Source organism: Brenneria salicis ATCC 15712 = DSM 30166, from assembly GCF_003315515.1.
Lineage (GTDB): Bacteria > Pseudomonadota > Gammaproteobacteria > Enterobacterales > Enterobacteriaceae > Brenneria > Brenneria salicis.
The window spans coordinates 1-15,359 of sequence record NZ_QNRY01000042.1 but is presented as its reverse complement, the minus strand read 5'-3'; the positions used below and the strand labels follow the sequence as shown (position 1 = coordinate 15,359).

At 49.5% G+C, this 15,359-nt stretch carries 10 protein-coding genes and 2 pseudogenes; 4 read left to right on the top strand and 8 right to left on the bottom strand.

Annotated features, from left to right (window positions below; all coding sequences use genetic code 11):
- Positions 1-64 precede the first annotated feature (64 nt).
- The 4 genes from proP to DES54_RS18610 all read right to left on the bottom strand — a co-directional run bounded on the left by proP (position 65) and on the right by DES54_RS18610 (position 5,612).
- On the bottom strand, positions 65-1,567 hold the full coding sequence (gene proP / locus DES54_RS14920; RefSeq protein ID WP_113868716.1) for a glycine betaine/L-proline transporter ProP: 1,503 nt from the start codon (positions 1,565-1,567) through the stop codon (positions 65-67).
- A 480-nt stretch (positions 1,568-2,047) separates the two neighbouring features.
- Positions 2,048-3,454, bottom strand: a complete 1,407-nt coding sequence (gene ygjG / locus DES54_RS14910) for a putrescine aminotransferase (RefSeq protein WP_205680228.1) — start codon at positions 3,452-3,454, stop codon at positions 2,048-2,050.
- Positions 3,455-3,904: 450 nt separating this feature from the next.
- Positions 3,905-5,329 carry an aminobutyraldehyde dehydrogenase gene (gene patD / locus DES54_RS14905; RefSeq protein ID WP_113868710.1) on the bottom strand — a complete coding sequence of 475 codons (1,425 nt, stop codon included), beginning with the start codon at positions 5,327-5,329 and terminating at the stop codon, positions 3,905-3,907.
- 118 nt (positions 5,330-5,447) lie between these two features.
- Positions 5,448-5,612, bottom strand: a complete 165-nt coding sequence (locus DES54_RS18610; RefSeq protein ID WP_169050397.1) for a hypothetical protein — start codon at positions 5,610-5,612, stop codon at positions 5,448-5,450.
- Positions 5,613-6,445: 833 nt separating this feature from the next.
- On the opposite strand from DES54_RS18610, the gene DES54_RS14895 reads away from it, so the two are divergent.
- A complete protein-coding gene (locus DES54_RS14895; protein WP_113868706.1) occupies positions 6,446-7,786 on the top strand; it encodes an anaerobic C4-dicarboxylate transporter in 1,341 nt (446 codons plus the stop codon).
- A 65-nt stretch (positions 7,787-7,851) separates the two neighbouring features.
- Here DES54_RS14895 and cuyB read toward each other — a convergent pair whose 3' ends face one another.
- The 3 genes from cuyB to DES54_RS14880 form a co-directional block, all read right to left on the bottom strand.
- Positions 7,852-8,598 (bottom strand): cysteate racemase, encoded by a 747-nt coding sequence (cuyB, locus tag DES54_RS14890; protein ID WP_113868703.1) that lies wholly within the window; start codon positions 8,596-8,598, stop codon positions 7,852-7,854.
- Entirely contained in the window at positions 8,595-9,608 is a 1,014-nt protein-coding gene (gene cuyA, locus DES54_RS14885) for a D-cysteate sulfo-lyase (protein ID WP_113868701.1), read from the bottom strand. The genes cuyB and cuyA overlap by 4 nt, the downstream gene beginning before the upstream one ends.
- A 114-nt stretch (positions 9,609-9,722) precedes the next feature.
- Complete coding sequence (locus tag DES54_RS14880) at positions 9,723-10,745, bottom strand: malate/lactate/ureidoglycolate dehydrogenase (protein ID WP_113868699.1); 1,023 nt, start codon at positions 10,743-10,745, stop codon at positions 9,723-9,725.
- Between the two features lie 310 nt (positions 10,746-11,055).
- Between DES54_RS14880 and DES54_RS14875 the strand changes: the two are divergent.
- The 3 genes and pseudogenes from DES54_RS14875 to DES54_RS14870 all read left to right on the top strand — a co-directional run bounded on the left by DES54_RS14875 (position 11,056) and on the right by DES54_RS14870 (position 13,826).
- Positions 11,056-12,077, top strand: a pseudogene (locus DES54_RS14875) (ABC transporter substrate-binding protein).
- Positions 12,049-12,602 (top strand): annotated as a pseudogene (locus DES54_RS19390) (ATP-binding cassette domain-containing protein); the annotation flags it as partial. The pseudogenes DES54_RS14875 and DES54_RS19390, both read left to right, overlap by 29 nt.
- Positions 12,603-12,923: 321 nt before the next feature.
- Positions 12,924-13,826: an ABC transporter permease gene (locus DES54_RS14870; protein WP_113868741.1), complete on the top strand. Its 903-nt coding sequence runs from the start codon at positions 12,924-12,926 to the stop codon at positions 13,824-13,826.
- Positions 13,827-14,032: 206 nt separating this feature from the next.
- Here the strand turns inward: DES54_RS14870 and cbl are convergent, their stop codons facing one another.
- Positions 14,033-14,986 carry an HTH-type transcriptional regulator Cbl gene (gene cbl / locus DES54_RS14865; protein ID WP_113868697.1) on the bottom strand — a complete coding sequence of 318 codons (954 nt, stop codon included), beginning with the start codon at positions 14,984-14,986 and terminating at the stop codon, positions 14,033-14,035.
- Positions 14,987-15,359 lie beyond the last annotated feature (373 nt).

The following is a 15,359-nucleotide window of genomic DNA, read 5'->3' as shown; positions in this document are numbered from 1 at the left end:
CAATACGCTCCCCCTGGCAAGGGGGAGCGATTAATGGCAAAACCGGGAACCAGTGATCATGGGTTTAATTTATTCTGGGATGCTGATCGATAAGCGCTTTTCTTTTCTGCTCCAGTTGCGCAATCTGCTCATCAATATCTTCTATTTTCTGTTCAATATTATCGAACTGCTCCTGCAACAGTTCTTTGGCTTCGGCCCGATCAGACGCCGCAGGCGTAGCGCCTTTTAATGGCCGGTTCGCAGTTTCCCGCATCGAGATACCAGTGGTGATGCCAATAATGCCAATAACCATTAAATAATAAGCCGGCATATAAAGATTTTTGGTTGACTCCACCAGCCATGCCGCGATGGTGGGCGTAAACCCGGCAATCAGTACGGAGATATTAAAAGCGGTCGCCAACGCGCTATAACGAATATGGGTCGGGAACATCGCGGGTAAGGTCGAGGCCATCACGCCGGTAAACGCGTTCAGTAATACCGCCAGAATTAACAGGCCACAAAAAATAAGCCCGACCACATCGCTGTTGATCAACATGAAACAAGGCACCGACAACAGTAAAAGGCCAATACTGCCGCAGATAATAAACGGTCTACGCCCATATCTGTCGCTCATCAATCCCATTACCGGCTGTACAAACAGCATACCAATCATGACTGCAATAATAATCATGACGCCGTGGTCTTCGGAATAATTCAGGCTATGCGAAAGATAACTCGGCATATAGGTCAATAACATGTAATAAGTGACGTTAGTGGTAATCACTATCCCGACGCAAACCAGCAGGCTCCGCCACTGTGTGGTGGCAATTTCACGGAAAGAAATTCTCGGTGCTGACTGAAGACTATCTTTTGATTCTTTATCGATTTTATCCACATGTTGCTGAAATGTCGGCGTTTCTTCCAGCGCATGACGCAGATAAATACCAATCAACCCTAATGGCCCGGCGATAAAGAAAGGTATACGCCATCCCCAATCCAGGAAATCCGCCTCTCCGACGATCGAGGAAATCAATACCACCACCCCGGCGCCCATGACGAAACCGGCTATCGAACCGAAATCAAGCCAACTGCCTAAAAAGCCGCGTTTTCTGTCCGGCGAGTACTCCGCCACAAAGACGGCGGCACCGGTATATTCTCCGCCGACAGAAAAGCCCTGCGCCAGTTTCGCCAATAACAATAATATCGGCGCCCAGATGCCAATAGAGGCATAAGACGGAATAAGACCGATACAAAACGTACTCACCGCCATAATAATAATGGTGATTGAAAGCACTTTCTGACGGCCATATTTATCGCCCATCGCGCCAAAAAATATCCCGCCGATCGGTCTGACCAGAAAGGGAACCGAAAAGGTAGCCAACGCTGCAATCATTTGCACACCGGGATCGGCGCCAGGGAAAAATACCTGACCGAGCGCATAAGCCACAAATCCATACACACCAAAATCGAACCATTCCATCGCATTGCCAAGCGCCGCCGCGGTGATCGCTTTTTTCAGCCTGGTATCATCAATAATGGTAATGTCCTGTATTTTCATCGGCTCGACGCGTTTTTTTGTTAATTTCATTCATCATTTCCTTTTGTTTAAAGAATGACCTATCGGTCTCTACCCGATAAATTTCAAACACCGGCCACGGCAATCAACAACACGCCAAAATAATCAAATGACTCAGGAACCAAACAGCGCGAAAAATTTAGCGGCCTGCAATTGGAAAAATAAGGGGATAAGACGAGATGCATCACTCTTCACAATCGTTATTTTCAAAAGCATTCTGATTATAGAAGATATTAAAAAGACTGCGGGGAAGGATGACAATAAATTCAAATGCCACGGGAGCAAATTAATAGCAAGAGAATGATTTATTTATCCTCGCGTCATCCCCCTTCCGACATTGATCGCAGCGATGTGGAATAACCAAACATTTCCGATAGCGTCAATATGGCGGATATCCCGCCCGCCGAGGCCAGTAAAAAAGCCAGTCAGTGTGTTATCTGACTGGCTTTCGCGCGGGCAGCAATCTTAAGCTGCGTATCTGTCGCATACGTTTCACTCTAACGCATATTCCTTCATTTTCTTTTCGTCAGACATGATGCCGCAGAGCTTTTTTAGCACCTCACCGGCTTCCTTCAACACACGGGCGCATTGCGCTCTGGTGATGGTGAGCGGCGGTTCGATTCTGACTGATTTCGCATTATTCAGTGTCCCCGCGACCAGCACATTACGTTGGAAAAGTTCTTTCGCAAACGCATAACCGATCTCGTTTTTACTGAACTCGATAGCCTGCAATAAACCAACGCCACGCACCTCGACAATCAACTCAGGGTAGTTAGCGGCAAGCTGTTTTAGTCCGGTTAATAAAAACTCGCCTTGTGACGCAGCCTGATCCGGCAGTTTTTCGCTCAGCAACACATTAATGGTCGCCAGCGCCGCGGCGCAAGCCAACGGGTTGCCGCCAAATGTCGTGGTGTGCAGGAATGGGTTTTCAAACAGCACGGAAAAAACTTTCTCGGTTGCCACCGTCGCGCCAATCGGCATCACGCCGCCGCCCAATGCCTTGGCAAGACACAGGATATCAGGCTGAACCCCGGCGTGCTCACAGGCGAACATTTTGCCGGTGCGCCCCATTCCGGTTTGCACTTCGTCCAGAATCAGCAATGCCCCAATCTCATCGCACAACGCTCTGACCGCAGGCAAGTAATTATCCGGCGGCACTATCACGCCGCCTTCCCCCTGAATGGGTTCGAGGATAATGGCGGCCACATCATCACCGGTCTTCCGGCATTGATGAATCTGCTGACGCATGGCGTTGATATCGCCAAACGGAACATGGTGAAAACCTGGCAACAACGGCATAAAAGGACGACGAAACTCAGGCTTGGCCGTAGCGGACAACGCCCCTAATGACTTACCGTGAAACGCTTCGGTTGCGGCAATAAAGGTATATTTGCCACGCGGCGATTGATAAGCCTTGGCCAGCTTCAACGCCGCCTCGACCGATTCCGTCCCGCTATTGCTGAAGAAACTGTATTTCAGATCGCCCGGCGTTAATGCCGCCAGCGTTTTCGCCAACAGACCGCGTAACGGGTCGAGCAATTCCTGACTGTGAAGCGGTTGTTTGGCAAGTTGCTGCTCTACCGCCGCAATCACTTTAGGGTTGCGATGTCCAACGTTGAATATACCGTAACCGCCGAGGCAATCGAGATATTCATTTCCCAGGGTATCGACTAAGGTATTCGGGCCACTTGCGCGCCATTCGACTGCGCCGTAATCGCCTCCGGTGGTGACGGATTTTCTGTACTCCAGAAAACCCGGATTGACGTATTCACGAAAACAACGCAAGACTTCCTGATTTAATGCGGCGGTTTCATCGTGGGTTAATGTGTCACGACTAATCCAATCCAGTGCCAGCTGAGAACACTCTAGCGGGTTGAGGTGTGCGTATAGTCTGGACAAAATGAACTCCTTGTTAACTGATATCACGCGATATCAGTTTAATTAATGCACATAACAGGCCAGTCAACTGCTAAAAAAACCAATTAAATATTAAAATCTGACATAACCAATGAAACCAGGATAAAAATTAAAATAATAGGTTACTGTCGATATTAAAATCTGTTAGTGCCGATTAAGGCGGAATAGAGAGAACAAGGTAAGAGAGCAATGCACTTTTTTCGCTCGCATTGCCTCATGCTGGTGCGGTTGGTTTTCAAAGCGCTTTTCACTAACCATAAAGCTGATTTCAGTGCTATTTTCGCGCCAGACGAAAGCGATTTTCATGCAATGTCGATGGCGCACAGGACAAGGCGCGCCTTGTCCTGTGGCTTTTGAGATGAGAAAACTTCCTTATTCCATGAATTTCCTAAGCAGATATAAAAGGGAAATGATATAGGCGCTAATTTTCACTTAATGTCGGATCATAATGTGCCGCACAATCGTGTAATCCTCCAGCCCGTACATCGACATATCTTTCCCGTAACCAGACAACTTCTGCCCGCCATGCGGCATTTCATTGACCAGCATAAAGTGGGTGTTGACCCAGGTGCAGCCATATTGCAAGCTCGCCGCAAGCCGATGAGCGCGGCCTATATCCCGCGTCCATACGGACGAGGCCAACCCATAATGAGACGCATTGGCCCAACCGACCACCTGCGCCTCATCGTCGAAAGGCGTAATGGAAATCACCGGGCCGAACACCTCTCTCTGTACGATCTCATCTTCCTGACGCGTCCCCGCCAGCACCGTCGGCTGGAAGTAATATCCCGCGCCTTTGACACGTTCTCCGCCCGTCACCACCGTTATGTGCGGCAGTGCTTTGGCGCGCTCGACAAATCCCGCCACTCTTTCCAACTGCTGTTCGGTGATCAATGGGCCAAGCTCGGTGGTTACATCCTGCGGGTCGCCCATATTCAGGGTAGCCGCCGCTTTACCCAGGGCATCAACCACATCGTCATAAATAGCCCGCTGCACATACAGACGGCAAGCGGCGGTGCAATCCTGTCCGGCATTATAGAAACCAAAGCTGCGAATGCCATCGACCACCTGATCGATATCCGCATCATCAAACACAATTACCGGCGCCTTGCCCCCCAGTTCCATATGGGTGCGTTTCACGCTGGACGCGGTATGGGAAAGAATATGCGCGCCGGTGGCAATCGAGCCGGTCAACGATACCATTCGTACCAGTTCGTGCCCGGTCAGGGCATCACCGATATCCGCTCCACGCCCGTATAGAATATTCACCACCCCGGCAGGCAGAATATCAGCCAGCAGGTGTGCTAAATAAAAAGTAGTCAGCGGCGTCTGTTCCGCGGGTTTTAACACCACGCAGTTACCTGCCGCCAGCGCAGGCGCCAGTTTCCACGCCGCCATCATCAGCGGATAATTCCACGGCGCAATCGATGCCACAACGCCGACCGGATCACGCCGAATCATCGAGGTATGCCCTTCCAGATATTCACCTGCCGCCGAACCGCTCAGACAGCGCGCAGCACCGGAAAAAAAACGAAATACATCCGCCACCGCCGGGATCTCATCATTCAGCGCCGCATAATAAGGCTTACCACAATTGAGCGATTCAAGACGGGCAAACGCCTCGGCATGCGCTTCGATGGCGTCGGCAATTTGCAGCAATAAAACAGAACGCGTTTTGGGCGTGGTTTGTCCCCACTGAGCAAATGCCGCATCTGCCGCTTTTACCGCTGCATCAACCTGGTGCAGATCCGCCTGCGCGATCGAAGCAATCTCTTCGCCATTGGCCGGATTAAACACCGCCAGCGCCACGCCCTGGCCCGCAACCAGCTTCCCCTCAATGAGCAATTTGTCATGCATAACGCTTTCCTTATCAACAGAAAATCACTGGTGTTTTCAGATAGACCAAACTCCTGCCAACTATATGCCTGCAAGATATCTGCCACTTTTCAGCATTAACGCCAGCATGCCTCTGGTTTTATGGTTTTTTTCGTGACTCATTTTGCGTTTGTATTACCGCCTGCCGCGCTTCTTCGGCCAGTTCTTCAATCTCCTCATCGGTTAGTTGATCAGCGGCTTCATGCACTTTGGCAAGCCCTTCGCTGATAGTCACGTCTTTCGGATCCTGCTTGGTCATAGCCATAGCCTTTCCTCACAATTTAATTAATAAGCCTGCAAAGATAAGTGTAGTCAAAGAGAATATTCCGTTTGTTGCCGTTGGCGAAAATGATGCGGACGCATTGTGGTTTATCCGTCTGGAAGCACGGCAAGCTATCACGGACTACGGCGAGAAACTTGTCGTCCGTCTGCACTTTTAAATAGATTGGCGATAAAATATATTCTAAAAAATTTTATAGGAATATTATTTTAATAACTTACAACACTATAAAACCATATAATAAAAATGTCAGAATTAAAAATAAAAAATAGAGAAAAACGGCGATTTAAGACAAAAAAGCACGGTAAAAATCGATCACTATCATTGCCCCTGACCACCTGAACCCAGCAATTATTGACATTCGATAACAAAAGGGATTCAACTCTACAATTAATTAAAAATACCCTTTAAAAACATAATAATAAAACCGTAAAAACATTGTAAAGTAAATTTCAATCCATAAAATCAGCTTAAAGAGCTCATAAATAAAACCTAACCAACCCAAATAAAAAACCAACCTTCAACAAAAATAACACAACAATTCAATGTATGAATAATATCTCACACATCCATTAACTCAGTTATTAACCCATTAAATTTAATTTATATTAAATAACTAATTTTACAATTAAATAACTAAATAAATCAAATGATAATAATTATTGCGACCTACTCCCTTTATTTCAAGTAAAAAAAAGAAACCTAAAAATTAATAGACTTAGATCAAGAAAATTAATAACAAACAATCCATATAGTACCCGCGACGACGGTAAGCCAACTTAATTAATTAACTCGTCATTTTGAGCAATGGGGTATCTATGGATTTTATCATTCAGTTAGCTATTGTACTGATCTGCCTTTTCTACGGTGCGAGAAAAGGAGGGATCGCTCTGGGGTTATTAGGCGGTATCGGACTCGTCATTCTGGTATTCGTCTTTAAACTTCAACCAGGCAGACCACCAGTCGACGTTATGCTGGTCATCATCGCCGTGGTAGCCGCATCCGCGACGCTCCAGGCTTCAGGTGGTCTGGATGTGATGTTGCAAATCGCAGAACGACTGCTGCGCCGTAATCCGAAATATGTATCAATTATTGCGCCGTTTGTTACCTGTATCCTGACCATCCTGTGCGGCACCGGCCACGTGGTGTATACCATTCTGCCGATTATTTATGATGTCGCCATCAAAAATAATATCCGTCCTGAAAGACCGATGGCGGCCAGTTCCATCGGCGCGCAAATGGGGGTTATCGCCAGCCCGGTATCGGTTGCCGTGGTGTCACTGGTGGCGATGCTGGCCAACTTTACCTTCAACGGTAAACACCTGGACTTCCTTGATCTGCTGTCCATCACCATACCTTCCACACTGTTCGGGATCCTGGCAATCGGGATTTTCAGTTGGTTCAGGGGCAAGGATCTGGACAAGGATCAGGATTTCCAGAACTTCATCGCCGATCCTGAAAACAGACATTACGTCTATGGCGACACCGCTACACTGCTGGATAAAAAACTGCCGCGCAGCAACTGGGTGGCAATGTGGATCTTCCTGGCGACAATCGCCGCGGTCGCCATTCTCGGCGCGGTGGATGAATTACGTCCGTCCTTCTCCGGCAAACCGCTGTCGATGGTGCTGGTTATCCAGATGTTTATGCTGTTCTCCGGCGCGCTGATCATCATGGTGACCAAGACCAACCCATCTTCCATCTCCAAGAATGAGGTCTTCCGCTCCGGGATGATTGCCATCGTCGCCGTTTATGGTATTGCATGGATGGCGGAAACCATGTTTGGCGCGCATTTGGAAGAGATCAAATCGACGCTGGGAACCCTGGTCAAAGAGTACCCCTGGGCCTACGCGGTTATTCTGCTGTTGGTATCCAAGTTCGTTAACTCGCAGGCTGCGGCGCTGGCGGCAATCGTACCGGTCGCATTGGCTATCGGCGTTAACCCGGCTTATATCGTTGCATCGGCCCCGGCCTGCTATGGTTATTACATTCTGCCAACCTACCCAAGCGATCTGGCTGCCATTCAGTTCGACCGTTCAGGTACGACAAAAATTGGTCGTTTCGTTATCAACCACAGCTTTATTCTGCCAGGCCTAATCGGGGTGATTACATCCTGTGTCTTCGGTTGGATACTTGCTGCAATGTACGGTTTCCTGTAACACTGAAGCGCTTCATGATAAAACCGTTCGGGCAACCGAACGGTTTTTTTTATTGTGCCTAATTTTTATAACCTTGCTTCGCGGTGCGCAAGCCAGATATTTACACAAGCCTGAGCTAATGCCCGTGTCGGATCAATGCTGATATCCAACCAGCTCGACTTCACCGCAGACAACGCCGGGGGGACTTCCGTACAAGCCAACACCAGCCTGTCAGCGCCGCGGTCGATAAGCCGTTGAGCCAGTTGCTCAAGCAACGCGCCTCCTTGCGGTAACTCGCCACGTTTCACGGCATAGCAGCCCGGAACAAAAAACGTTGTCATTTCCTGTTCACTCGGTTCCAACGTGATCACGCTTTTTTCAGCAAACCGCCGCTGATACCAACCTGCGTTGAGCGTCCCCTGCGTTGCAATCAAGCCGATTTTCGGCCATGACGGTGGCGGCCCACGAGTTAAATGAACGATCGATTCCAGCGTCGCATCAGCGATATGAATCAACGGCACATCACTTTCGGTGGCCAGCGCATCAAACCAATGATGCGCGGTATTACAGGGGATCACGATATGACTGACAGGCAATCGGTTAAGTTGGCGGACCGCTGTCAATAACAGATGTAATGGCGACTCGCCTTTCCCTGCCAGCGCCTGCTGACGATCCGGGATTTGCGGCACATTCCACACCACCACCGGGACATGATCCTGATCGCGGCGGGCAGGCGTTTCTTCGATAATTTTCTGCAACAGATCGACTGTCGCCAGCGGCCCCATTCCCCCCAGCACACCGATCAACGGCGCGTTATCTGGCTGAATATTCATCTGGGTAATGTCTGCTCAAAAAGTTGACGGTAGCCAAACAATCCGGCTGAACCACCGGTATGAATAAAGACGATATTCTCATCAGGGCGAAAATAGCCCTGACGAATCAGGTCGATAAGTCCCGCCATTCCTTTGCCTGAATAGACCGGATCGAGCAGAATACCGTCCAATCTCGCTAATAACGTCAACGCTTCCAGCGTACCTTCTGTCGGAATGCCATACCCTTCACCGACATAATCGCTATTGACGTTTACGACATCACGCGGGATCGCGCCCGGTATCCCCAGTAATTGCCAGGTTTGCTGCGCCAGCGCGTATACATTCTCTTCCTGCTCTTCTTTCGGCGCTCTAACGCTAATCCCCAGCAAAGGGATCTGACTATGGGTGGCGGTCAATCCGGTGACTAGTCCGGCCTGGGTGCCGGTACTGCCCGTAGCATGCACAATGTGATCAATACGCAAGCGCTGCTGGCTGGATTGAAACAGCAATTCTTCCGCACAGGCCACATACCCCAACGCACCAACGGGACTGGAACCCCCGCCGGGGATCACATAAGGTCTGAATCCCTCTTTGCGCAGAGAATCAGCCAGTTCCTGCATCGCCCGCTGCATATCCGCACCAGCAGGCAGATGATCAACAATTTCGCCGCCTAGCAGATTATCCAGCAAAATATTGCCGGAGCGCAGATAATCATCGCCATAGTCGGTCACGCGCTTTTCGAGAAACACCTTAGTTTTAAGGCCCAGCTTCGCAGCCGCCGCAATAGTTTGCCGCACATGGTTGGACTGGGTGGCGCCCTGGGTAATAATAATATCGGCTCCCTGTTGCTGCGCATCAGCCAACAGAAATTCCAGTTTGCGCGTTTTATTGCCGCCGGTCGCCAACCCCGTGGCATCATCACGTTTGATGTAAAGCGTCGGCCCGCCTAAATAGGCTGAAAGATTAGGCAACGCTTCCAAAGGCGTAGGGAAATGTCCCAAAGACAAACGGGGGAAACGGGCAAGATGCATAGCTTTCTCCTTGAATGGCGATAACAGAGTGAGATGACGCGGCACTTCCTCACAGGTATAAAAAAGATAAATCAAATTAATTTAAAGAAATTAACGAGAGAATTAATGAAGTAATTAAGCAAACTGCTTATTTAAACAAGATAATTGTCGCCAGCTAACATCATCAACAAAAATACCGTTCGCCAATCGTTGACGATACTCTTGCTTTTCCCGATCGCCCGGTAATAATAATTCATCATCATCCCGTGACTGGCGTACCCAGGCTAATAAAGCCGGAATTTCCAGCTGATAGGTTTCCGCTCCGCCTAATCGTTGTGGATCAATTAAAATAGACAACATACTATTAATAATCTGTTTTCCTTCACCTTTTGCTGTACGTTCTGTTTTTCCGCCGGTTAACGCCGCCCCCAATAAAGAACAAATCAGCGATAACTCCGCCCCTTTATGTTGTCCAAAAGGCAATAAGGCTCCCAGCGGTTCTTCCATTAACCAACGCGGATCAATCGCGGGATTTCCCGCATTATCGACAATACATCCCGGTTCCAGTGGTTTTCCCTCATTCCAGGCGATGCGCGCCTTATTACCGGCAATCACACTGGTGGCAAAATCCAGAATGACGGGCGCGTCGCCGGCAACCGGCACCCCCACGCAGAAAGGGTTGGTGCCAAAACGCGGGCGCTGCCCTTGCCACGGCAACACCACCGGTTTGGTATAGACATTGGCAAAATGCAGTGAAACCAGTCCGGCCTCGGCAGCCTGTTCCGCCCAGGCGCCAATACGCCCCAGATGATGGGCATCCGCCAGGCTGACCACCGCCACGCCTTGTGACCGGGCGCGTTCGATCCCTTGAACCAACGCCTGCTGTGCCACCACCTGACCAAACCCATGCTGACCGTCAAAGGAGATCAGCGGGCCAAAATCCAACCGCTTTTCCGCATTGGCATGGGGCGATAATCCCCCCTCCTGAATTGCCGCAATATAGCGCGGCAACATACTCACACCATGTGAATCATGGCCTTTAAGACTCGACTCCACCAGATTATCCGCCACGATACCCGCCACCGTGACATCGACATCAATATCAACTAATCTGGCGCACAAATAATCGCGTAAATAATGATGACTAAATACGGGCATAATTGTCTCTGAACACTGATTAAACAAATTGGCCCTTACTACAACTCGGGGAATTTTATCCATAACTGAGAAATATAACTATCGATAGCAAATAATCTGCTAAAGCACAAATAACGCGTTTGAGTACAGATTTCATCGATAAAAAACAATTCTTCTAAGTTAGTCCAAAAAGACTTTATCAATACCCCATATAAAAAATAGGATTCATTGAGCTTGCTCATTTAAGGCTATTCATAATTCATATCGGATAATGATTGCATGATTAAAATAAAACGAATATTAACGCTTTAATAAAGAATCGAGAGAAAAAATGAATAATGCATTTAAAAATAAAAAACTCCGTCAGTTAACGCGTGCTGCGGTATTGATTGGATTAACATTTTCGTCTGTTGCCGTGAATGCGGAGGGGAAAATCAGCATAGCTCAACAATTTGGCATTGGTTATCTGATACTGGATGTCGTGCGCGATCAAAACCTGATCGAAAAGCACGGCAAACAACAAGGGCTTGATATCAAGGTCGACTGGCGAACCTTGTCAGGCGCGACCGCGATCAATGAAGCCTTGCTGTCCGGTGCGCTGGATGTGGCCTCCGCAGGCGTGCCGCCGATGCTGACCGTATGGGACCGCACCCGTGGCAAGCAGAACGTCAAAGCCATCGCCTCGCTGGGTTCGATGCCGAATTATCTGCTCAGCAATAATCCGGCAGTCAAGACTATTGATGATTTGAGCGATAAAGATCGTATCGCCACCCCCGCCGCCGGTGTCGGTTTCCAGTCGCGCACGTTGCAGATTGAAAGCGCGAAACGGTACGGCGCGGATAACTTCAGGCGCTTTGACAAAATCACGGTCAGCCTGCCCCATCCCGATGCCAGCGCAGCGCTAATAGCGGGCGGTTCGGAAATCAACACGCATTTTTCCAGCCCGCCATTTCAGTATCAGGCGCTGGAGCACGCAAACATCCACAAGATCCTCAGTTCTTATGATGTGTTGGGCGGACCGGCAACGTTCAACGTGTTGTACACCACCGAGAAATTTCATGATGAGAATCCGAAAACCTACCGGGCATTCTATGATGCGCTTGCCGAAGCCGCCCAGATTATCAAAGCTGATAAAGCCGCGGCTGCCGAAACCTATATCCGGGTGGAAAAATCACGACTCGATCCGGCGCTGGTGAAAAAAATCATTGAAGACCCGGAAATCGATTTCACCATCACGCCACAGCGCACCTATGTTTATGCCGAGAAACTACACAACTTGGCGTGTTGAAAAACAAGGCTGACTCCTGGAAAGACTACTTCTTTAATGAAATTCACGATCAACCGGGTAGCTGAACCACCGCGTTCGCCGTGTCATGTTAAAGATCGGCACAGTCAATCACGCACTGGAGGATTTATGAGCCACGAGCATAACGATAAGCTTCAAAAACCCCTGTTACAAATCAACGGCGTCGGGTTGGAATACCGAACCCGCCGCAGTCAGGTTCGCGCCACCCATGATGTCAGTTTCGACGTTTTCCCTGCCGATCGCTTTGTGCTGCTGGGGCCATCAGGCTGCGGCAAATCGAGCCTGTTAAAATCCATCGGCGGATTTTTACCCGCGGTTGAAGGCGAGATCAGGCTGGATGGCGAATGCGTTACCCAATCGGGGCCGGACCGAATGATGGTTTTTCAGGAGTTCGACCAACTTCCGCCGTGGAAGACCGTGTTGGAAAACACGTTGTTTCCACTGGTCGCCAGCCAAAAGCAACACGCGCCGAAGCGCGTGAAACCGCGCTGTATTTTTTGGATAAAGTCGGCCTGACTAAATTTGCGGATGCCTATCCCCACACGTTGTCCGGCGGAATGAAGCAACGCGTTGCAATTGCCAGGGCATTGGCGATGCAGCCGAAAGTCTTATTGATGGATGAGCCGTTCGCCGCGTTGGATGCGCTGACCCGCCGCAAAATGCAGGAGGAATTGCTTATCTTGTGGGAAGAGGTTCGCTTCACCCTGCTGTTTGTGACGCACTGCATCGAAGAGGCGTTGATTGTCGGTAGCCGCATGCTGCTGCTTTCCCCCCATCCTGGACGCGTGCGGGCAGAAATCAACTGCCATCAGTTCGCAATGACGGATCAGGGCAGCGAAGCTTTTCAAGCCACCGCCCAGCGTATTCATCATCTGCTGTTTCCCACTGAAGGCATGACGCCTTCTCCAGCCACATCGCATCAAGGTAAATATTATGAGCATCCAGCCCCCCGACCAGAGTATCAGCGTGAACTTACTCCGCTTAAAAACCTTACGCTGGCGTTGCCTTTGCCGCTCACCACGCGGTTATGGAATCAGGCCTGGTTGCGTAAGATTACGATCCTACTCGGATTAATTATCCTGTGGGAACTGGCGGCGCGCTGGCAGAACAACGCATTGATGTTTCCTGGCTTTCTGCAAACCTTCGATGCCCTGCATGAGGATGTAGCCAATGGCTCATTACCGGGGAAAGTTCTGGTTTCGCTCAGCACCTTGTTGAAAGGCTATGCGGTAGGCAGCCTGCTGGCGCTGGGATTAAGCGCCCTGGCGGTATCGAGCCGCATCGGGCGTGATCTGCTGGCGACGTTAACGTCCATGTTTAACCCTTTGCCAGCTATTGCCTTACTACCGCTGGCACTGTTGTGGTTCGGGTTGGGAGAGAAGAGTCTGGTTTTTGTGCTTATTCATTCCGTGATGTGGCCGATGGCGCTCAACACCTATTCCGGTTTCCTCAGTGTTTCTGAAACGCTGCGCATGACAGGTCGAAATTATGGCTTAAACGGTCGGCGGTATGTAGCCTACATCCTGATCCCGGCGGCCCTTCCTTCCATTTTATCGGGCTTGAAAATCGGTTGGGCATTCGCGTGGCGTACATTAATCGCCGCCGAACTGGTTTTCGGCGCTTCCAGTGGTAATGGCGGACTGGGTTGGTACATCTTCCAGAATCGCAACGAACTGTATACCGATCGCGTTTTCGCCGGTTTAGCCTCGGTCATTATTATTGGCTTGCTGGTCGAAGGACTAATCTTTTCCAGCATCGAAAAAATCACGGTAAAACGTTGGGGAATGCAACGTTAACGCCGGTCTGCCCGCTATCCCTGCTCAATGATGCCGTCGGCGGACACATCTATGTTTTATTTCCTGAGATAACCGCTGCCCCTAACGCTGCCCGGGCAGCGGTTATCATGGCTGTTGATTCAGCGATTTATTGTTATTCAGAGGAATGCCACTATTCCTTACCGTGAGTTCAAGAGGATGATGGCGGTGATAAATTATAATTATGCTTAAATCTGGTAGTCGATAACTGTGTCGTCATTCTCCGCGAAAACCCGCTCTTTAATGTCGGACAGCCCGAGTTCGCGGTTACATAGCTGGATGAATTTCAAGGTATAGTTACGCTGTAACTGATATTTTTTCAGCCCCAACCATACCATATTTGCTGCAAATAAATGCTCCGCATTCAATCTGACCAATCCTTTGTCACGCATGGGATCGTAAGCGTGATGCGCAACAATTCCAACCCCAAGCCCCAACTCGACATAGGTTTTAATCACATCGGAATCCTGTGCGCTCAGGGTAATATCCGGCGACATACCGGCAGCCTGAAATGCCTCATCCAAACGAGAGCGTCCGGTAATCCCCTGACGATAGGTGATCAGCGGCATCGTGTTGAGCTTCTCCAGCGTCAACAGCGGCTCTTTTGTCAGCGGATGATTTTCCGGCACGATAACCGAATGGTGCCAACGGTAATAGGGAAATGTGGTCAGCGCGGCGTCATTTATTAAGCGCTCACTGGCAATGCCGATATCGGCTTCACCTGAGTACAGCATTGCCACGATGTCATCAGGCGTACCCTGATTCAATACCAGACGCACCTGTGGATACAGGACGCGAAATTCTTTGATCACCAGCGGCAGACTATAGCGCGCCTGAGTATGGGTGGTGGCAATCACCAGTTGACCGATTTCATTATTGGAAAAGACATTGGCCAGACGGCGGATATTACTGGCATCGTTCAGGATCCTTTCCGCAACCACCAGCAGTTCTTTGCCGGGTTCCGTCATGCCCAGCAGCCGTTTCCCGCGACGGATAAATATTTCAATCCCCAGTTCCTCTTCCAATTCACGAATATGCCGACTCACGCCGGATTGAGAAGTAAACAGCGTATTCGCAACTTCGGTCAGGTTGTAATTGCAGCGTGCAGATTCACGAATAATCTTCAGTTGCTGAAAGTTCACCCTTCACCCCACTTTTTTACATTCAGGTAGATTTAAAAATGCTGGGTATATAGATACGAAGGAACGATGGATATGACAAATAAGCAAATGGATTTGATTATATTTTTTTATGCTATAGAGAAGACGGGATGACAGCGGGCGTTGGCGGTGTTAGTTACCCGGCGTCTCTCGCGTGCCGGGTAACCAGGGGAAAAGGGTGGTTCACGCTAAATAGCTGTTCCAAATAGTAGATCACTTTGAGGGAACTCAGTCCGAGTTGAGCGATCTGATCAATCGCTAAAAATCACAAATCACCAACCGGACTGAGCGATGCCGATCATAGCACCAATACCCCGTACCGAACGACGTCGGATGCAGAAAACCATCCATAAAA